General features: G+C 64.1%; 15 protein-coding genes. 8 read left to right on the top strand and 7 right to left on the bottom strand.

Annotated elements, in window-relative coordinates; genetic code table 11:
- Window positions 1-82: 82 nt before the first annotated feature.
- The 4 genes from GV818_RS13455 to GV818_RS13440 form a co-directional block, all read right to left on the bottom strand.
- The gene (locus tag GV818_RS13455; protein ID WP_161757281.1) at window positions 83-682 is read right to left on the bottom strand and encodes a TetR/AcrR family transcriptional regulator; all 600 of its coding nucleotides are present in this window, start codon (window positions 680-682) and stop codon (window positions 83-85) included.
- A gap of 145 nt (window positions 683-827) precedes the next feature.
- On the bottom strand, window positions 828-1,715 hold the full coding sequence (locus tag GV818_RS13450; protein ID WP_161757282.1) for an alpha/beta fold hydrolase: 888 nt from the start codon (window positions 1,713-1,715) through the stop codon (window positions 828-830).
- A 23-nt stretch (window positions 1,716-1,738) separates the two neighbouring features.
- Window positions 1,739-2,794 (bottom strand): sugar phosphate isomerase/epimerase family protein, encoded by a 1,056-nt coding sequence (locus GV818_RS13445; RefSeq protein ID WP_161757283.1) that lies wholly within the window; start codon window positions 2,792-2,794, stop codon window positions 1,739-1,741.
- A 101-nt stretch (window positions 2,795-2,895) separates the two neighbouring features.
- Window positions 2,896-4,635, bottom strand: coding sequence for an amidohydrolase (locus GV818_RS13440; protein WP_161757284.1), 1,740 nt, complete (start codon window positions 4,633-4,635; stop codon window positions 2,896-2,898).
- A 106-nt stretch (window positions 4,636-4,741) separates the two neighbouring features.
- Between GV818_RS13440 and GV818_RS13435 the strand changes: the two genes are divergently transcribed.
- Window positions 4,742-5,656, top strand: a complete 915-nt coding sequence (locus GV818_RS13435; RefSeq protein WP_161757285.1) for a LysR family transcriptional regulator — start codon at window positions 4,742-4,744, stop codon at window positions 5,654-5,656.
- Between the two features lie 2 nt (window positions 5,657-5,658).
- On the opposite strand, the gene GV818_RS13430 is transcribed toward GV818_RS13435, so the two are convergent.
- Window positions 5,659-6,138 carry an Lrp/AsnC family transcriptional regulator gene (locus GV818_RS13430; protein ID WP_161757286.1) on the bottom strand — a complete coding sequence of 160 codons (480 nt, stop codon included), beginning with the start codon at window positions 6,136-6,138 and terminating at the stop codon, window positions 5,659-5,661.
- A gap of 124 nt (window positions 6,139-6,262) precedes the next feature.
- Here GV818_RS13430 and GV818_RS13425 point away from each other — a divergent pair, with 124 nt between their 5' ends.
- From GV818_RS13425 to GV818_RS34775, 7 genes are all read left to right on the top strand, one after another.
- A complete protein-coding gene (locus GV818_RS13425) occupies window positions 6,263-7,522 on the top strand; it encodes a methionine gamma-lyase (protein ID WP_161757287.1) in 1,260 nt (419 codons plus the stop codon).
- 144 nt (window positions 7,523-7,666) lie between these two features.
- Window positions 7,667-8,800: a branched-chain amino acid ABC transporter substrate-binding protein gene (locus tag GV818_RS13420; RefSeq protein WP_161776770.1), complete on the top strand. Its 1,134-nt coding sequence runs from the start codon at window positions 7,667-7,669 to the stop codon at window positions 8,798-8,800.
- 929 nt (window positions 8,801-9,729) lie between these two features.
- Complete coding sequence (locus GV818_RS13415) at window positions 9,730-10,287, top strand: phage tail protein (protein ID WP_161776769.1); 558 nt, start codon at window positions 9,730-9,732, stop codon at window positions 10,285-10,287.
- Window positions 10,288-10,322: 35 nt separating this feature from the next.
- The gene (locus GV818_RS13410) at window positions 10,323-10,889 is read left to right on the top strand and encodes a phage tail protein (protein ID WP_161776768.1); all 567 of its coding nucleotides are present in this window, start codon (window positions 10,323-10,325) and stop codon (window positions 10,887-10,889) included.
- Window positions 10,890-10,924: 35 nt separating this feature from the next.
- Window positions 10,925-11,476 carry a phage tail protein gene (locus GV818_RS13405; RefSeq protein ID WP_161776767.1) on the top strand — a complete coding sequence of 184 codons (552 nt, stop codon included), beginning with the start codon at window positions 10,925-10,927 and terminating at the stop codon, window positions 11,474-11,476.
- The gene (locus GV818_RS13400; RefSeq protein WP_161776766.1) at window positions 11,476-12,027 is read left to right on the top strand and encodes a GNAT family N-acetyltransferase; all 552 of its coding nucleotides are present in this window, start codon (window positions 11,476-11,478) and stop codon (window positions 12,025-12,027) included. Before GV818_RS13405 ends, GV818_RS13400 begins: the two co-directional genes overlap by 1 nt.
- Window positions 12,028-12,202: 175 nt before the next feature.
- Window positions 12,203-16,372, top strand: coding sequence for a putative Ig domain-containing protein (locus GV818_RS34775; protein WP_161776765.1), 4,170 nt, complete (start codon window positions 12,203-12,205; stop codon window positions 16,370-16,372).
- Window positions 16,373-16,512: 140 nt separating this feature from the next.
- Here the strand turns inward: GV818_RS34775 and GV818_RS13390 are convergent, their stop codons facing one another.
- On the bottom strand, window positions 16,513-17,925 hold the full coding sequence (locus GV818_RS13390; RefSeq protein ID WP_161776764.1) for an aspartate aminotransferase family protein: 1,413 nt from the start codon (window positions 17,923-17,925) through the stop codon (window positions 16,513-16,515).
- 2 nt (window positions 17,926-17,927) lie between these two features.
- Complete coding sequence (locus tag GV818_RS13385; RefSeq protein ID WP_161757295.1) at window positions 17,928-19,376, bottom strand: APC family permease; 1,449 nt, start codon at window positions 19,374-19,376, stop codon at window positions 17,928-17,930.
- Window positions 19,377-19,492: the final 116 nt, after the last annotated feature.

Below are 19,492 nucleotides of genomic sequence, written 5' to 3'. Positions count from 1 at the left end.
AACCGGCGGTCGCCTCCAACAGCGGCGTACCACGCACCATCCGCAGCTTGCGCTACAGCGGCTCACGACCCGCGCGCGGACCTCAAGTTTTCCGGGCCGCGGCGTCGAACACACTCATGGCCAATGCCACGCCATTGAGCAGGCGCGCCTGGGTCACTCCGTCCCGGGCCTGAACCGACAGGCCATGAAGCACCGTAGAGTAATAATCGCCCAGGGAAGTTGCATCGGTATCGGGCGCAAGTTCGCCCGCCTGCACCGCGGCTGCCAAGCGCTGGATGATGCTCGCGGTACGCGCACGGCGATGTTCGGCCAGCCACTCACGCACAGTGTCGTTGTCACTGGAACAATTCACCGCGGAAGACACCACCATGCAGCCCCATGGACGATCGGCACGGGTGTAGAGCGTCACCGCGTCCTTGAGCATCCGTTCGATGGCGGTCCGGGCACAGGCCTCGTGCAAGGCCAGGTCGGCGAATCCGCCTTCATCGGCCTCGTAGAGTTCCACGGCCTCGCGAAACAGCGCTTCCTTGGAACCGAAGGCTGCGTAGATCCGCGCCGAGGCAATCCCCAGGGCGGCCACCAGGTCGGCCATGGAGGTGGTTTCAAAACCACGGGCCCAGAACAGCTCAAGTGCCTGGCGCAACGCCTGGTTGCGATCGAATTCGCGGGGTCTTCCAGCCATGGGGGTCAGGGATCTCGTCAGGAAAAAGGAGGCGATCGGTGAAGCTCGCCCTGCCGCTCGGCAAGCTGCACCGCGACGAAATGATATTAGATTTCAGCCGGCCCCGGCCATTTTCCGTGTCCCGGGGCCGTCTACCTCCGGGGTTTTAGTCGATCCCTTGTTGCAGAAATGGCAGCAGGTGCGCGAGAAACTCCTCAGGCGCCTCCTCCATGATGAAGTGACCGCAGTCCGCGACGATGGCACCACGCAAGTCAGTGGCATGGCCTTGCAAGGTCAGCAGCGGGGCATCGTTGGTCGCATGCTCGGCACCGATGGCCAGCACCGGCATCAACAGTGGCCGCAGTGCACGCAACTGGTTCTGGCGCACGGTCTCAGGGATCGCCCGGTAGTAGGCAAACCCCGCGCGCAAGCCGCCCGGCGCAGCATAGGCCTCGATGTAGACCTCGGCGGCCACCGCTTCGCGGCGGTGCGACCAGTGATCGAAGATGTAGTTCAGGTAAGCCTTTTCGCGCCCGGTAATCAGCGCCTCCGGCAGATCGCGCAACTGGTTGAACATGAAGTGCCAGAGAAAGATGTTCTGCTCCGGGGCGACGAAAATTTCCGGGGCCGCCGCCAGCCCCGGGATCACTGCCTCGGTGAGGGCCAGCCGCGTCACCGCTTGCGGGCGGTCACTGGCCAGGGCGTAGGCGATCCACATGCCGACGTCATGGCCAACCACGGCGTACTCGCTGAACCCCAACTGTTCCATCACCTGGTGCAGCACCTCGGCCACCTGGCCGGTGTCATAGCCGTGTTCCGGCCGGTCCGATTGCCCGGTGCCCGGCGGGTCCACGGCGATTGCCTGAAAACCTTGCGCGGCCAGGGCCTGGATCACCTGCCGCCAGGCGTACCAGGTTTGCGGCCAGCCGGGAATCAGGAGCACCGGCCGGCCCGTGCCGGCGCTGACACAGTGGATGCGCTGGCCGTCGATGCGCACATAGCGATGGGTCAGGCCCGTGGCCTCGGCCAGGGTGTTGTCGGTAAAAGCATTCATGGTGTGGTTCTCGAGTGGAGGGTTCAGGCGATGCCGAGCATGGCGTTGATCTGCTGACGGTCGATGGGGGCACCGGCGAAGTCGTCGAAGATCCGTTCGGTGACCTGGATCATGTGGCGGTTGATGAACTCGACGCCTTCGCGGGCGCCGTCTTCCTGGTTCTTCAGGCAGCACTCCCATTCCAGGGTCGCCCAGCCTGGGTAGTCGTACTGCGCCAGCTTGGAAAAGATGGCCTTGAAATCCACCTGGCCATCGCCCAGGGAACGGAAGCGCCCGGCCCGTTCAGTCCAGGCGCTGTAGCCGCCATAGATGCCCTGGCGGCCCGTGGGATTGAACTCGGCATCCTTGACGTGAAACATGCGGATGCGCGGGTGGTAGATGTCCAGGTAGCTGAGGTAGTCCAGTTGCTGCAGCACGAAGTGGCTGGGGTCAAAGAGGATGTTGCAGCGCGGATGATGGTCCACCAGTTCCAGGAAACGCTCGAAGCTGGTGCCGTCGTGCAGGTCTTCGCTGGGATGGATTTCGTAGCACAGGTTCACCCCTTGCTCGTCGCAGGTGTCGAGGATCGGGCGCCAGCGCCGTGCCAGCTCGGCGAACGCGGTCTCGATCAGGCCCTCGGGACGCTGGGGAAAGGGAAACAGGTAAGGCCAGGCCAGGGATCCGGAGAAGGTCCCCATGTCCTCCAGCCCCAGGCGGCGCGAGGCCTTGGCGGCCAGGTGCATCCGTTCCATGGCCCAGGCGGTGCGCGCCTGGGGATTGCCTCGTAGCGCCTCGGGGGCGAAGTTGTCGCACATTGCGTCATAGGCCGGATGCACCGCCACCAACTGGCCGAAGATGTGGCTGGTCAGTTCGCTGATCACCAGACCCTTCTCGGCCAGCAGGCCCTTGAGGTCATCACAGTAGTCCTGGCTCTCGGCCGCCGTGGCGACGTCGAACAGCCGCTCATCCCAGGCGGGAATCTGCAGTGCCTTGAAACCCAGGTCGGCGGCCCACTGGGCAATGGCCGGCAAGCTGTCGAACGGCGCCGTCGCGGCGCTGAATTGTGCGAGGTGCAGGCTGGGGCCCTTGAGGGTTTTCATTGAGTTGCTTCCAATTCTTTGTCGGTCGACAAAGAATAGGGAATCACTGCTATTGCGTCAATCCGTGGTGTGCAGAAAACCAGGATCTGGCGACACTGCTATCACGGCCGGCTGTACACCTCGCGCCCGGCAAAATAAGTCTTCAGCACCTGGGTAGCGGCCAACTGCTCCTGAGGCACCTCAAACACATCGCGGTCCAGCACGATCAGGTCCGCCTGCTTGCCCACAGCCAGGGAACCAATCTGTCGCTCCAGGCCGATGGCTTGCGCGGCATTGCGGGTGTAGGCGTAGAACAGGGTCTCGCGGTCGATGCCTTCGTCCTGGTTCAGTACGCCCTTGGGGCCTTTGCGGCTGATGGCCTGGGCAATCGCTTTCCACGGCTCGGGGGTGCTCACCGGCCAATCGCTGGCCCCGGCAATGGTCGCGCCGTTCTTCAACAGCGAACGCGCCGGATACATGAACTGGAACTGCATGGCGCTGATATAGGGCTTGAGCAGATCGATACTCAATTCGTCGGCCGATGCCCAGTACAGTTGCATCGAGGCAATCACGTTCAGCGGTTTGAAGCGGGCGAACTCCTTGGGGTTGACCATCTGCAGGTGGGTGATGGAATGCGCCACGCCACTCTGGCGGTCGCGGCGCGCCTGCGCGATGCCGTTCAGCGCCTCGCGCACCGCGCGGTCGCCAATGGCGTGCACGTGTACCAGCCAGCCACGGGCATCGGCGGCGCTGACCAGCTCGCCGAAATGCGCCGGGTCGATCAGCAACTCGCCGCCCTTCTGCGAGTTTTTATAAGGTGTCAGCAGCGCGGCGGTCTGCGCTGGAAACTCGGCCACGCCGTCGGCGAAGATCTTGATCCCCGGCAGGCTCAGGTTTTCGACCCCGAGGAACTGCTGGCGCACCTGCTCCAGCACTTCAAGGTCCGCCGGGCGGCTCTTGGGGTTGGCGACCATCAGCGCCGCGACTCGCAGGTCCAGTTCGCCTTGCTCCGCTAGCGCCTTGTACACCGGCAACACGCCGACGGTCTGCGCCGTCGGCTGCATGGCAAACACCGTATCGCTGGGCAAGGCGTTGGCCGCCGGGTCCATCAGCGCGGTGATGCCCAGGCTGTGGTTGAGATCGCGGGCGGCGCGACCGGCGTCCAGCAACTGGGCGAAGGTCGGTGCCGGCAATTGCGCGGTCAGCGCCGACAGCCCGGCATCGGCGACAAAACCGTTGGGCGTGCCGTCGGGGTGATGACCGATCGTAGCCACGGCCTCGCCCTGCAGCGCCTTGACCCGCGCCGCGTCGATGCCTGCACGCTTGAGCATGGCGCGGTTGGCCCAACCGGTGTGGTAGTCCCAGCCGACGAAGAGGATCGCGGTGTCCGCCCATTCGCCCTGATTGAAGCGCTGCTCCAGTTCATCGACCTGGCTCCAGTAGGTCGAGGGAAAACCGCCGACGCTCAAGGCATCGCCGTGGCGCGCCTTACCGTCATCGCGCCAGCCGCGCAGGCGCTGCTCCAGATCGTCCAGGGGCAACTGCTGGCTGTCCAGATCCGCCGCCTTGAGCTTGAGGCCGCCGAAGATCGCATGGCTGTGGCTGTCGATGAATCCCGGCATCAGCACCTTGCCCTGCAAGTCGATGACCCGGGTGCCGGCGACCTGCAGCGCCAGCACCTGGGCATCACTGCCGACCTTGACGATCCGTCCCTGTTCCACCGCCAGCGCCTGCTGCAGCGGCTGGCCCTGTTCGGCGGTGAATACCTTGCCGTTGTGCAGCAGCAAATCCACTGCCGCCTGGCTTTGCATCGATGCCAAAGCCAGCGCCGAGGCCAGCGTGATCGTCAGAGCGTTGTTCATTGTTGTTCGCACCCTTTGGTCGGAATGCGCAAGAGGCTAGCCAATTCACGAGGGCTTAAGAATACTGCTTCGCGCAAGACATCCTTTCCAAAGAGGCAAGACTGAAATGGATCAGCTCGGCGCCATCACCATGTTCGTGACCACCGCGGACCAGGGCAGTTTTACCCGCGCTGCCGCCTGCCTGGGCAAGACCACCTCGGCCCTGACCAAGGCGGTAACCCACCTGGAAAGCCAATTGGGCACCCGCCTGTTTGAACGCTCGACCCGGCGCATCGCCCTGACCGAAGCCGGGCAGATCTATCTGGCCAGTGCCCGCCAGGTGCTGCTCCAGTTGCAACAGGCCCAGGAGGACATCGATCGGTTGCAGCAGGAAATGTGCGGGACCCTGCGCCTGGTAGCACCGCCCTCCTTCGCCCCGGCGTTTCTCAATGCCGTCTGCTATGGCTTTCTCGAGCGGTACCCGCAGATGCGCCTGGAAGTGCAGCTCACCGACGAGTTCGTCGACCTGCTCGGCGGCGGTTATGACCTGGCGGTCCGTGACGGGCCGATAGAGTTGCCGGACCTGATTGCTCGCCCGCTGACGGCCAACCGCATCCTGCTCTGCGCCAGCCCGCGCTACCTGCAGCGCCGGCCGCTGCCAGTGACCCCGGAGACCTTCGCCGAGCATGACTGGCTGATCTTCCGCCACCCGGCGCTGAACCCGCACTTCTGGCGCTTTACCCTGGACGGCGAACGCCAACGCGTGGCGCAACCGGTGCCCCGGCTGGCCAGCGACAATTACGATTTCCTGTTCGGGGCGCTACTGGCGGGCCTGGGCCTGCAGCTGTGCCCGCAATGGAGCGCGGCCCCCTATCTGCGGCGCGGCGAGCTGGTGCAGTTGCTGCCCGAGGCCACCCTCGACCCGGAGCAGTTCGGCCCGCAGATTCATGTGATCTACCCGGCCCATCGCCGCCATACCCGCAAGCACCAGGCGTTCATCGAATGCCTGAACCAGTACCTGGACGCGCAGCAGTTGCACTGAACTCAGCCGGCGGGGGGCAGCACCGGAATCAGCCGCGCCGGCTTCACCGACTTGAAGGAAAAGCTGGAGTAGATCTCCTTCACCGCCGGCAGGGTCTGCAGCACTTCACGAGCAAACTCGCCAAAGGACTCCAGGTCCTTGGCCAATATTTCGAGGAGGAAATCGTAGCGTCCGGAGACGTTGTGGCAGGCGATGATCTGCGGAATCTCCAGCAGCCGCTGCTCGAACGCCCGGGCCGTCTCCTGGGAGTGGGACTCCATCATCACGCTGACAAAAGCAGTCACCCCATACCCCAGGGCCTTGGGCGAAAGGATCGCCTGGTAACCGGTGATCACCGCGCTCTCTTCCAGCAACTTGACCCGGCGCCAGCACGGCGAAGTGGTCAGCGCGACGCTGTCAGCCAGCTCGGCGGTGGTCAGCCGGGCATTGTCTTGCAGGGCGATCAACAGGGCTCTATCGATGCGATCCAGACCAGCGGGCATATTTTGCCTCTTTATCTTGTTTTTATAGGTATTTATTCCAATTTTGATCTGAGAAACCAGGAAAATTGAAATTTATTGCGCCGAATTTGAGCATAGCATTGTAGGAAATCTGGAAGTATTCGCCATGAACAATAAAAACAATGATCTTGGTTTTTCCACCCGCGCCATCCACTTCGGCTACAACCCGCAAGAGCACCAAGGTGCATTGATCCCGCCGATCTACCTGACATCCACCTTCACCTTCGCCACCGCCGAATACGGCGCCAGCTGCTTTGCCGGCGAAGCGCCCGGGTATTTCTACACCCGCATCGGCAACCCGACCCTGGCGTTGCTCGAGGCACGCATGGCGGCCCTGGAAAACGGCGAAGCGGCGGTGGCCTTCGGCTCCGGCATGGGGGCGATCGCCGCGACCTTCTGGACCCTGCTGCGCCCCGGCGACGAGATCATCGTCGGCCGTACCTTGTACGGCTGCACCTTCGCCCTGTTGCACCACGGCCTCGCCGAGTTCGGGGTCAAGGTCAGCCATGTGGACATGACCGACCTGGGCAACCTGCGCGCCGCCATTGGCCCCAGCACACGGATGATCTACTTCGAGTCCCCGGCCAATCCCAACATGCAGTTGGTGGACATTGCCGCCGTGGCCGAAATCGCCCGCCAGCACCCCAATGTGATCCTGGCGGTGGACAACACCTATTGCACCCCCTACCTGCAACGCCCGCTGGAGCTGGGGGCCGACCTGGTGCTGCATTCGGCCACCAAGTACCTCAGTGGCCACGGCGATATCATCGCCGGCATCGTGGTCACCCGCCAGGCGCTGGCCCAGCGGATCCGCCTGCAAGGCTTGAAGGACCTGACCGGTGCCGTGCTGTCGCCCCAGGACGCGTTCCTGCTGATGCGCGGAATCAAGACCCTGGCGCTGCGCATGGATCGCCATTGCAGCAATGCCCTGGTCATCGCCCAGTACCTGCAGGATCACCCGGCCGTGGCCTGGGTGGCCTACCCCGGCCTGCCCTCGTTCGCCCAATACGCGCTGGCCGCGCAGCAGATGAAATCGTCCGGAGGCATGATCGCCTTTGAACTCAAGGGTGGCCTGGCCACCGGCATCCGCTTCATCAATGCCCTGGGCCTGTTCAGCCGGGCTGTCAGCCTGGGGGACGCCGAGTCCCTGGCCCAGCACCCGGCGAGCATGACCCATTCCACCTATACCGCCCAAGAGCGCGCCGAACACGGCATTGCCGAAGGCCTGGTGCGCCTCTCGGTGGGCCTGGAAGACATCACCGATCTGCTGGCCGACATCGCCCAGGCTCTGGCTGCCTGCACCAAACCGGCCGCAACGCTACCCGCCCTTGAGGCCGTGGCCAGAATCGGCAAGGCCCTTCCTTGAGCTGGGTCAGCACCGTCGTGGCCTACCCGGTCTACAACCCCGAGTTGCCGCTGCGGCGCTGCGTGCGACGCCGCCAGCATCTACGCAACACCTGCAACACCCGCAATACCCTTTGAATCGTTACCCACAGGAGTGGAACAACCCATGAGTCGTATCAATAACAAAGCCACCCAACTGCTCAGCGCCATGATCCTTGCCGGCCTGGCTTGCCATTCCCTGGCAGCCGACAGCATCCGGATCGGCATCGCCGGGGCCAAGACCGGCCCGGTGGCGCAATACGGTGACATGCAGTTCAGCGGCGCGCGCATGGCCATCGAGCAGATCAACGCCAAGGGTGGCGTCGACGGCAAGCAACTGGTGGCTGTGGAATACGACGATGCCTGCGACCCCAAGCAGGCGGTAGCCGTGGCCAACAAGGTGGTCAACGACGGCGTCAAGTTCGTGGTCGGGCACCTGTGCTCCAGCTCCACCCAGCCGGCGTCGGACATCTACGAAGACGAAGGCATTGTGATGATCACCCCAGCCGCCACCAGCCCCGAGCTGACCGCCCGGGGCTACAAGATGGTGTTCCGCACCATCGGCCTGGACAACGCCCAAGGCCCGGCGGCGGCGCGCTACATCGTCGGTCTGAAGCCGACCAACGTCGCGGTGCTGCACGACAAGCAGCAATACGGTGAAGGTATCGCCAGCTCAGTCAAGGAGATCCTCGGCAAGGAAGGCATCAAGGTCGCGATGTTCGAAGGGATCAACGTCGGCGAACGCGACTACTCGTCGATCCTGGCCAAGCTCAAGCAGGCCAATGTCGACTTCGTGTACTTCGGCGGCTACCACCCGGAAATGGGCCTGCTGCTGCGCCAGGCCAAGGAAAAGGGCCTGACCGCGCGCTTCATGGGCCCGGAAGGCGTGGGTAATGATTCGATCTCGCAAATCGCCAAGGACGCCTCGGAAGGCATGCTGGTGACCTTGCCGAAATCCTTCGACCAGGACCCGGCCAACAAAGCCCTGGTGGAAGCCTTCGAAGCCAAGAAGGAAAACCCCAGCGGCCCGTTCGTGCTGCCGTCCTACTCGGCAGTGGAAGTGATTGCCGGGGGCATTGCCGCGGCGAAGAGCGAAGACCCGGAGAAAGTTGCCGAGGCGATCCACAAGGGCACCTTCAAGACCCCCACCGGTGATTTGAGCTTCGACGAGAAAGGCGACCTCAAGGACTTCAAGTTCGTGGTCTATGAGTGGCATTACGGCAAGCCGAAGAGCGTGGCTGGAGAAAACGCCGGGCTCTGAGTCATTGCCCAGGGAGCTGCAGCGGCAAGCTGCAACTCCCTCGCCGTGCCTTGTCGGCACGGCACCTGCCCCGCCTTCCACCTCTGCGTCCTACAGCAAAACTTCGTGCCCCCAAGAAATACCCTATCACCTTAGTTGGGAATAACTTATACCCCCGGTAACAACCCGAGGGAATTCAGGTAACACCCATTCGACTGCTCTAAAAACACCCATGAAACTCATACTTTAGAAGCAGTAAAAGGCACTTTTCTGGCAACTCGTTAGTGCCCTAATATTTTTTCACTGGGGCAACTTAAGAGCATCAGGAACTACTTCCTTGCCAGGCCGACGACGGCCACCCAGGCCACTTGTAAAAAACCCCACAAAACTTGTTCCAGATCACCCAGTCGACGTTGTAATACTCCCGACACAAACACCAAGAGCTCTGGCCAGCGGCCGCGAGCGATGTCCGGGCTCGCCAGCGCCCCCCCAAGGGACAGCCAGCTGCACCGGAAAAGCCCGCCGGCATCGACCTTGTACCTAACCAATACAGGCCACAGCGGCCTCTACAGGGCCGCCCCGGGGACCATTCAGCGAGGCAACCGACCAATGTAAAAATATGGTCTAGGCTATGACCATGTTCTGTTGACTTATGAAAAAAAAAGCCGTGCCACCCTCAAGAAAAAGTTCAGGCCCGGCGCTTCACATAGCATTCCAAAACCGTTTACCTAGTCGAGTGTTACCGATAAAGATGGACTTTTTGTTACCGTCAAAGACATTCGAAAGCAATGCGCCCAGGCAACCACCAAGAGGCTTCAGTAGTTGCGAGACTAGTTGTAAAAAATAGTATTTGCGCACTAAATTAAATTTTGTTTATTGTGCGAACAGCGCCGTCCCCAACCAAGGGGAAACAACTTTCTGGCGCCAACTTTTTTCATGGAGGAAAGAACATGGATCCCTTTGTCGGTGAAATTCGCCTGTTCCCTTGGGGCTGGGCTCCGCAAGGCTGGCTGGTTTGCGAGGGCCAGCTTCTACCCTTCCAACAATATGTCGCCCTGGCCTCCCTGCTGGGCACTCGCTTTGGCGGTAATGGCAGCACCACCTTCGGCCTGCCCGACCTGCGCGGACGAGTAGCCCTGGGGGTGAACACGGTGGCCTCCACCAATCCGTTCATCGAAGTACACCCCCTGGCCAGCACCAAGGGCACCGAAACGGTGACGCTGGGCCCCGACGCGCTACCAGCCCATACCCATACCGCCTATGTCGCGGACGCTGCTGGCACCACGGGCCCGTCAGGCGGCATTCCGGCGATCAGTTCGAACTCCGCTGGAGCGGTGTTCAAGCCCACCTATGTGGCCGCCAACACCACGACCCCACCCACCGACCTCGTTGGCCTGAACACCAGCTCGGTGCTGCCCACTCAGGGCCTGCCCATGGAAAACATGCAGCCTTCGATTGTCGGTTGTTTCTGCATTGCCACCAGCGGCGTCTATCCGCCACGCCCGTAGCCACCCCCTACAGACCCTCAAGCAAGGAAACTGATATGTCTGAAGCATTCCTCGGCGAGATCCGTATGTTCGCAGGTGATTATCCGCCGCGAGGCTGGGCCATCTGTGACGGAAGCTTGCTGCAAGTTCAAAGCAACGAGGCCTTGTTCGTCGTGCTAGGCACCACCTACGGTGGCAACGGTGTCACCACTTTCGGCCTGCCGGACTATCGCGGGCGGGTCCCCGTCGGCCAAGGACAAGGCGCCGGGCTCAGGCTCAGGACCCTGGGGGCGACCACGGGCAGCGAAACCGTGACCATGACCGCCGCCAACACCCCTGCGCATAGCCATGTATTCATCGTCAGCAAGAACCCGGCGACCTCGGCCACCCCCAATCCGCCCGCCGCGCCCAAGAGCCAGACCTTCGGTGAGTTCGCCAGTGCCGGCGTGATCAAGGGGCTGTACAGCACCCAGGCAACCAGCCCGGTCAGCCTGAGCCCGCTGTTTCTCTCCGAGGCCCTGGTACCGGCGCAAAAAGCCCCCCTGGCCCATAACAACATGATGGGATCGCTGGCCATCAACTACATCATCTGCCTGTCGGGCGTCTTCCCGACACGGCCTTAGTCTTTCCCCATTACTTCATTCTGGACTGAGCGATCATGGATGCATTCACCGGCGAGATCAGGCTATTCCCCTACAATTACGCACCACAGAACTGGGCCTATTGCGATGGCTCGGTGCTGCTGACGCAACAGTTCCCCGCCCTCTACTCGATCATTGGCAACCTCTATGGCGGCAACCCGGGAAGGGACTTCATGTTGCCCAATCTCAATGGCCGGGTGGCCATGGGCGCCGGGGGCGGCGTGAACCTGACGTACAGGTCGATAGGCGATACGGACGGTGCCGACGCGGTGAAAATGCTGCCGGCCAACTTCTCCGGACACACCCACGCAATGCAGGCCAGGGACGGCACCGACAACACCTCCGCGGTGGACCTGCCCAGCGCTGCGACCTACCTGGCGCAGCCGCGCAACGTGCACCTGTACAGCACCATTGCACCGACTGCCAGCAGCCCGTCGCTGGCCCCCGGCACCCTGACTTCGGCGGGTATCCCCAGCGCAGCGGGCGGCACGATACGCAACACCATGCAGCCGTTCCTGACCCTGGCCTACTGCATCTGCCTCAATGGCGAGTACCCGATGAAATATTGATGACGCACGTCTCCAGCGGTCTTTTATCCATGCTGCCACTGGGCAGCGACCCCGGTCTGCGCCTGCAGACCGGCAATGACCAGGCCCTGCTCGGCGACCTTTACCTGTCGCGGCGCTGGGCCGAAGTCAGTGCCGTGCCCGGCTGGAGCGACGCGCAGCGCCGGGCGTTCCTGCTGTCCCAGGAACAGCTGCAGCGCAGCCATTACCACCAGCATTACCCGGAGGCGGCCTTTCTCATCGTCGACTACGCGGGGACTGCGATTGGCCGTCTGTGCGTGGACCAGGACCCGAGCGCCGTGCGCATCGTCGACATCGCCCTGCTGCCGCAGTGGCAAGGCCGGGGAATTGGCAGCCGCTTGCTGCACGCGGTCCTGCACCTGGCCGACAGCCAGGGCCTGGCCTGCCACCTGAGCGTCGAACACAGCAGCCCGGCCCGGCGCCTGTATGAGCGCCTGGGCTTTCAGGTCTGTGGCGAAGCCGGCCCCTATACCCCGATGCAGCGGCCGGTGGGCCGGTCCCTGCCGCCGCACAAGGAAGCCCTGGAAGCATGAAACCCAAGCACCTGGGCGGCACACCAGCGGACCCCTGACGCTGCGCCACCTCTGAGCCCGAGATGACATTCAAGCGCAGGAGCCACTGGCGTCAGCCTTTTTGGTTCCATCGGTGCGCAGCCCCGCAACGGAGCAGGACACGCTCACAACAGTAGCCGTATGGCAGGAAGCCCCAATGAGAACACCGTTCACCACCTCAGGTCGCTGGCTGGCAAAAAGACTGGTCTCGCTGTTTCTGCTGTTCTGTGCGATGACCCTGGCCAGCCAGGCGATGGCAGCACGCCCGGTGATTGTCTCTCCGGCCACGGGCACCACCCTGACACCGGTGGCGGTGAACCAGTTCATGAGCGTCACCATCACCGCCACAGGGGGCGCGTTGCCTCTGGACGGCTGGTACGAATGTAACATCGACGATCCGAGCTATGACGGCACGCAGATCTGCCTGCCGCCGGGGCTGACCCTCGGTTATTCGCCCCGCAGCGCCACCACGACCCTGTCCGGTTCACCGACCACGGCCGGTACCTACACCTTCGCCGTGTCCCTGAATGACGGCCTGAACCAGGCCGGTATCGCCACTTACACCCTGGTGGTGAGTGCGGGCAGCCCGCCGACCCTGACCTCGGTGGCGCCCAACTCCGGCAGCACCGCCGGCGCCACCTCGGTGGTACTGACCGGGACCAACCTGAACGGCGCCACCGCCGTCACTTTCGGCGGCGTGGCGGCCACCAGCTACAGCATCACCAACGCCACCAGCATCACCGCTACCACCCCGGCCCATGCCGCCGGCCCGGTCAACGTGGTAGTCACCACGCCCAATGGCAGCGTGCCCCTGACCAACGGTTATACCTACACAGTGCCTGCCCCTACCGCCGGCCCGGTCAGTGCCACGGTCGCTGCCAACAGCAGCGCCAACCCCATTACCCTGAGCCTCAGTGGCGGCGCCGCCAGCAGTGTGGCCGTGTCCACTGCGGCCAGCCATGGCACCGCTACCGCCAGTGGCACCAACATCATCTACACACCGACAGCCGGCTATTCGGGCAGCGACACCTTTGCCTATACCGCCACCAATGCCAGTGGCACTTCAAGCCCGGCCACGGTGACCATTACCGTCAGCGCGCCGACGATTAACCTCAGCCCGACCACACTGCCCAGCGGCACTCAAGGCACCACCTATAGCCAGAACCTCAGCACCTCCGGTGGTACCGCGCCCTACAGCTACGCCGTCACTTCCGGCGCCCTGCCGACCGGCATGAGCCTGAATACCAGCGGCCTGATCAGTGGCACGCCGAGCGCCAGTGGCACCTTCAACCTGACCATCACCGCCACCGATGCCAACAGCGCCACCGGCTCACGCGCCTACAGCCTGCTGATCAATGGTCTGCCCCCCGTGGCCGGCGCCGTCAGCACCACGGTTGCCGCCAACAGCAGCGCCAACCCGATTACCCTGAACCTCAGCGGTGGCGCGGCCACCAGTGTGGCCGTGTCCACCGCGGCCGCTCACGGTACGGCCACGGCCAGCGGCACCACCATCAGCTACACCCCAACCGCCGGCTACTCCGGCAGCGATACCTTCGCCTACACCGCGACTAACGCCAACGGCACTTCCGGCCCGGCCACAGTGACCATTACCGTCAGCGCGCCGACGATTAACCTCAGCCCGACCACACTGCCCAGCGGCACTCAAGGCACCGCCTATAGCCAGAACCTCAGCACCTCCGGTGGTACCGCGCCCTACAGCTACGCCGTCACTTCCGGCGCCCTGCCGACCGGCATGAGCCTGAGTGCGAGCGGCCTGATCAGTGGCACGCCGAGCGCCAGTGGCACCTTCAACCTGACCATCACCGCCACCGATGCCAACAGCGCCACCGGCTCACGCGCCTACAGCCTGCTGATCAATGGTCTGCCCCCCGTGGCCAGCGCCGTCAGCACCACGGTTGCCGCCAACAGCAGCACCAACCCGATCACCTTGATCCTCAGCGGTGGCGCCGCCAGCAGCGTCGCCGTGGCCAGTGCGGCCAGTCATGGCAGCGCCACCGCGAGTGGCACCAGCATCACTTACACTCCGACTGTGGGCTTTGCCGGTACAGACAGTTTCACCTACACCGCCACCAACGCCAGCGGCACATCCAGCCCGGCCACGGTGAGCATTACGGTCACGGCGCCCAGCATCAGCGTCACTCCGGGCAGCCTGAGCGGTGGTACTCTCGGCAACGCCTACAGCGCCACCATCAGCGCATCGGGCGGCACCGCGCCCTACAGCTACGCGGTCAGCGCGGGTGCCCTGCCAACCGGCTTGACACTGAGCCCGACCGGGAGCTTGAGCGGTACACCCACCGCCATCGGCTCCTTCGCCTTTACCCTGCGCGCCACCGACGCCAACAACTTCACGGGAACCCAGGCCTACAACCTGACCATCAGCGGCGTGCCGCCGATCGCCAGCGCCGTCAGCACCACAGTTGCCGCCAACAGCGGCGCCAACCCGATTACCCTGAACCTCAGTGGTGGCGCCGCCACCAGCGTCGCCGTGGCCAGCGCCGCCAGTCATGGCAGCGCCACCGCCAGCGGCACCAGCATTAGCTACACCCCGACCGCCGGCTTCTCCGGTTCCGACAGCTTCACCTACACCGCGACCAATATCAGCGGCACGTCCGGCCCGGCCACAGTGAGCATCACCGTCAGCGCTCCGTCTCTGGCAGTGACACCGGCGTCCCTGGGCGCCGGCACGGCGGGCAGCGCCTATAGCGCAACCCTCAGTGTCTCCGGCGGCACGGCACCCTACAGCTACAGCATCAGCAGCGGCAGCTTGCCGGCCGGCCTCAGTCTGAACACCACCAGCGGCCTGATCAGCGGCACGCCAACCACCAGCGGCACCAGCAACCTGACCATCACCGCCACCGATACCAACGGTGCCACCGGTACCAAGGCCTACTCGATCACCATCGCCGCCGTGGCGATCACCGTGCCGGCCTCCAGCCAGATCCTCGCGGCCGGCCAGTCCGCCACCGTCGACCTGACCCAGGGCGCCACCGGCGGCCCGTTCACCCAAGCCACCCTGGCCTCGGTCACTCCGGCCTCGGCCGGCCGGGCGATGATGATCAGCCGCTTCTCGATGCGCTTCATACCCTCGGCCGCCTTCGCCGGCACCGCGATCGTCAGCTTCAGCCTGCAGAACGGCAGCGGCTCCAGCGCCGCGAGCACCGTCAGCTTCATGATCCAGGAGCGCCCGGACCCGACCAAGGACGCCGAAGTCATCGGCCTGCTCAACGCCCAAACCCGCGCGGCCGAGCGCTTTGCCAGCACGCAGATGGACAACTTCAACCGTCGCATGGAGCAGTTGCACCAGATGAAATGCGACCGCACCTCGTTCAACGCCAGCCTGCGCAAGCAAGGGCAAGACGTTCCCCTGGGAGAAATCGCCAAGGCCGTGCAGAACCAGCTCGGGGATTCGGCGCACAAGACCGAGCAGGAACAGCGCGAGGCCGCAGCCGCCGAGCAAGATGAGTGCAAACAGCAGGCCCTGGCCTTCTGGAGCGACGGTTTCGTCAACGTCGGCTCGACCCACGCCCGCGGCGCTCGGGACAACAGCTTCACCACCATGGGCCTGAGCGCCGGTGCCGACTATCGCTTGTCGCCGTCGGTGATAGCCGGGATCGGGATTGGCTACGGCAATGACCGCAGCGACATCGGCAGCAACAAGACCCGCAGCGATGCCGATGCCATTGGTATCGCCACCTACCTGAGCCTGAACCTCGCGCCCCAGGTCTTTATCGACGGCCTGCTGGGCTATAACCGCATCAGTTTCGACTCGCGCCGCTACATCACTGGCAGCACCAACGACTACGCCCGAGGCTCCCGGGATGCCGACCAGTTGTTCGCCTCCCTCACCGCCAGCTACGAATACCGTCAGGGACCACTGTCGCTGACGCCCTACAGCCGCTTGAATGCCAGCAGCACCCGCCTGGACGCCTTCCGTGAGAGCGGCGGCGGCCTCTACGGTTTGTCCTATGACGAGCAAAGCCAGCAGAACTTCACGTCGTACCTGGGCCTGCGCTCGGGCTACGATTTCATGACCCGGGTCGGCAGGATGACACCCAAGGTCGGCCTGGCGTGGGGCCATAACTTCAACACCACCAGCGACTACAAGATGCGCTACACCGACCAGGGCGACGAGGGCCTGCTGTACCGGCTCAAGCCCGACTCCCAGGACAGCGATTTCGCCGACCTGGACCTGGGCCTGGACTTCGACCTCGGACGTGCCTGGCAGTTGGGCGTCTCCTACAAGACAGCCCTTGGCTCCGATGAGCGCAGCGACATGTTCCGCATCGGCTTGAACGGCAAGTTCTAGCTCCTGGGCACAGGCTAACCGCCGCCAACCGGACGCTGCAGCAGGAAAGGATTCCCTGTCAGCCAACAATGCAAGAAAAACACACCCCGCCAGGGCCAGGCCCTCGCGGGGTGTGTTTTTTTCCGTCGCGGTGCCGCGCTCTAGGCCACCGGCAAGCTGCCCGTCGCCAGCTCCTGCGCCGTGCGCTCCACCGCGCGCCGGGTCTTGTCGATCAACTCATCGATATCGCCGCGAGTCGCCACCAGCGCCGGGGCCATGATCATCCGCCCCAGGGTCGAGCGAATGATCACGCCCTCCTCGAAGCCCAGGGTGCGGCAGCGCCAGGCGATGTCATTCTCGTTGGCAAAACGCTTGCGGCTGGCCTTGTCCTCGGCGAATTGCAACGCCGCCACCAGGCCCGCGCCCTGGATCTCGCCGATCAGCGGATGGTTGCCGAACACCTCCCGCAGGCATTGCTGCAGGTAAGGGCCGGTGTCGTTCTTGACCTGGGTCACCACGCCTTCATCGCGCAACGCCTTGAGGTTGGCGATGGCCACTGCGGCGGCCACCGGGTGCCCGGAATAGGTCAGGCCGTGGGCAAACACCCCGCCCTGCTCCACCAACACTTGGGCGATGCGCTTGCTCAGCACCAGGCCACCCATGGGGATGTAGCCTGAGGTCAGGCCCTTGGCGATGGACAGCGTGTCCGGTTCGAAGCCGAAGTGCTGGTGGGCGAACCACTCGCCGGTGCGGCCGAAACCGCCGATCACTTCGTCGGCGCACAGCAGCACATCGTACTGGCGGCAGATGCGCTGGATTTCCGGCCAGTAGCTTTCTGGCGGGAAGATCATTCCGCCTGCGCCCTGGAACGGCTCGGCGATAAACCCGGCGACATTCTCGGCACCCAGTTCGAGGATCTTCTCTTCCAATTGACGGGCGCAGCGCAGGCCGAACTCGGCGGGCGTCAGGTTGCCTTCGTGGCCAAACCAGTAAGGCTCGTCGATGTGCGCCACGTCCGGGATCAGCCCGCCCATCTCGTGCATGAACTTCATCCCGCCCAGGGCCGTGGCCGCCAGGGTCGAGCCGTGATAGCCGTTCCAGCGACCGATCATCACCTTCTTCTGCGGTTGGCCAAGGATCTGCCAGTAGCGGCGCACGCTGCGGATCAGCACCTCGTTGGCCTCGGAGCCGGAGTTGGTGTAGATGGCGTGGCTGTAGTGCCCCGGCAACAGGCTGAACAGCAACTCGGACAGCTCCACCACCGCCGGGTGAGTGGTGTGGAAGAACATGTTGTAGTACGGCAGCTGTTCGAGCTGGGCGCTGGCGGCGGCCGCCAGGTCCTTGCGCCCATAGCCGAGGTTGGTGCACCACAGGCCGGACATGCCGTCCAGGTAGCGCTGGCCGTCGTTGTCCCACAGGTGCAGGCCCTCACCGCGGACGATGACCCGCGGGCCTTCGGCGTTCAGCACCTTCTGGTCGAGAAAGGCGTGAATGTGGTGCTTGGCATCCAGGGCCTGGTAGTCCTGGGTGCTGCGTGGCGCGGCGGTGTTGTCCTGACGATTGGAAGCACTCATGGTCATTCTCCTGCACTGCAAGTGGGTTCAAGGGAAACGGGGCCATTGGTGCTCGCCGTGGCGGGCACCAGTGGTTCGGGGACAAACAGCGGTTTGCGCATCACCAGCTTGATCCAGACCACGGCGATCACCGAGATCACCCCGAGGACTACCCCGGCACTGCCGAAGATCCGCGCGGTCATCTCCGGTGACGGCGAGACGTGATAGATCGCAAACAGCATGCCGACCATGCCCAGCACCTGGGGCCAGGGGTAGAACGGCGAACGGAACGGCCGGGGCGCATCGGGGTAGCGCCGACGCAGGGCGATCACGTCGATGTGCACGATGATGTAGGCCAGCAGCCAGGCCAGGGCCGCAGCCAACAGCAGCAGGCTGATAGAGTCCGGGTCCTGGCCCAGCAGCAGGATCGGCAGGCCGGTCAGGGCCGCGATGAACAGCACCGCCACCCAGGGTGTGCGGGTGCGCGGGCTCAGGCGCTTGAACTGGGGAAAGGCCTGGCCGTTCTGGGCCATGCCATAGAGCATCCGCGGCAGCGCCGCCAGGGACGAGTTGACCGTGCTGCAAGTAGCGGTGATCACCGCCCCCACCAGGAACAGCTTGCCGGCCTCACCGAACACCGAGGTGGCGAAGAGGAAATGCGGCAGCGGGTTGCTCGCCAGTTGCTCCCGGGGAATGCACAACAGCGCACCGAGGCAGTACAGGGTGATCACCAGGAAGATGATGCTCAGGCCAATGATCATCGAGCGCGGGATGTTGCGTTCCGGGTTACGGGTTTCCTCCACCAGCGGGCAGACGAACTCGGCGCCGACAAACCCCCAGATGGCCATCGCCGCCAGGGCCAGCGCACCGACTTGCATGGGGTTCCAGCCCTGATCCAGCGGCAATTGCAGATCCGCCTGGGGGCTGCTGATGGCCCCTAGCCCGAGGGTCAGCAGGATCACCACCATCACCACCGCCAGCACGGTCTGCAGTTTGGCAAAGACGTCGATGCCCAGCAGGTTGAGCGCGGTGAACGTGCCCAGCACGCCATAGGCCACCAACATCGGCGGCAGCACACCGGGGTAGACCTTGCCGATGATCAGATCGAGCAGCAGCAACTCGGCGGACAGGGCGAACATCGCCACCACCATGTAGCCGGAGAAGGTCGCGAGGATCGCCGGAAAATGGCCGATGGCCACTTCGGTGTAACTGCTCAGGCTACCGGCCCGCGGCACCATCAACGCCAGCTCGGAAAACGACAGCGCGTAGGTCAGGGCCATCAGGTAGGCCAGTAGCAGCGGGATGAAGAAGCCCAGCCCGGCCATCCCCGCCCCTTGCAGCATCAGCACCATCACGCCCTGGGAAACCACCAGGCCGACGGCCACCGAGACCAGCGATCCCAGGCCCAGGACTCGGCGCAAGCCGCGGTTCGGTGTGGGGCTTGCGGCCCCGATGGAGACATTTGCAGTCATGGCACACACTCCTGTTCTTATTGTTGTAGGCCTGCCGCTCACTCGGCAGGTACGCCGGCGCCACGTCCCGGACTCGATCCCGGCGCGTGCCGCCGTGGCTGACCCGCAGGCTGACC

Origin of the sequence: Pseudomonas sp. Fl4BN1 (assembly GCF_009908285.1) — a bacterium.
In the GTDB taxonomy this organism is placed as follows: Bacteria; Pseudomonadota; Gammaproteobacteria; order Pseudomonadales; family Pseudomonadaceae; genus Aquipseudomonas.
Note: the sequence above shows the minus strand (reverse complement) of the source record. Positions and strands in the feature narration are given on the sequence as shown.

Coding starts and splice junctions, on each gene's coding strand:
- GV818_RS13455 (WP_161757281.1), bottom strand. CDS start 682: ATGGCTGGAAGACCCCGCGAATTCGATCGCAACCAGGCGTTGCGCCAG.
- GV818_RS13450 (WP_161757282.1), bottom strand. CDS start 1,715: ATGAATGCTTTTACCGACAACACCCTGGCCGAGGCCACGGGCCTGACC.
- GV818_RS13445 (WP_161757283.1), bottom strand. CDS start 2,794: ATGAAAACCCTCAAGGGCCCCAGCCTGCACCTCGCACAATTCAGCGCC.
- GV818_RS13440 (WP_161757284.1), bottom strand. CDS start 4,635: ATGAACAACGCTCTGACGATCACGCTGGCCTCGGCGCTGGCTTTGGCA.
- GV818_RS13435 (WP_161757285.1), top strand. CDS start 4,742: ATGGATCAGCTCGGCGCCATCACCATGTTCGTGACCACCGCGGACCAG.
- GV818_RS13430 (WP_161757286.1), bottom strand. CDS start 6,138: ATGCCCGCTGGTCTGGATCGCATCGATAGAGCCCTGTTGATCGCCCTG.
- GV818_RS13425 (WP_161757287.1), top strand. CDS start 6,263: ATGAACAATAAAAACAATGATCTTGGTTTTTCCACCCGCGCCATCCAC.
- GV818_RS13420 (WP_161776770.1), top strand. CDS start 7,667: ATGAGTCGTATCAATAACAAAGCCACCCAACTGCTCAGCGCCATGATC.
- GV818_RS13415 (WP_161776769.1), top strand. CDS start 9,730: ATGGATCCCTTTGTCGGTGAAATTCGCCTGTTCCCTTGGGGCTGGGCT.
- GV818_RS13410 (WP_161776768.1), top strand. CDS start 10,323: ATGTCTGAAGCATTCCTCGGCGAGATCCGTATGTTCGCAGGTGATTAT.
- GV818_RS13405 (WP_161776767.1), top strand. CDS start 10,925: ATGGATGCATTCACCGGCGAGATCAGGCTATTCCCCTACAATTACGCA.
- GV818_RS13400 (WP_161776766.1), top strand. CDS start 11,476: ATGACGCACGTCTCCAGCGGTCTTTTATCCATGCTGCCACTGGGCAGC.
- GV818_RS34775 (WP_161776765.1), top strand. CDS start 12,203: ATGAGAACACCGTTCACCACCTCAGGTCGCTGGCTGGCAAAAAGACTG.
- GV818_RS13390 (WP_161776764.1), bottom strand. CDS start 17,925: ATGAGTGCTTCCAATCGTCAGGACAACACCGCCGCGCCACGCAGCACC.
- GV818_RS13385 (WP_161757295.1), bottom strand. CDS start 19,376: ATGACTGCAAATGTCTCCATCGGGGCCGCAAGCCCCACACCGAACCGC.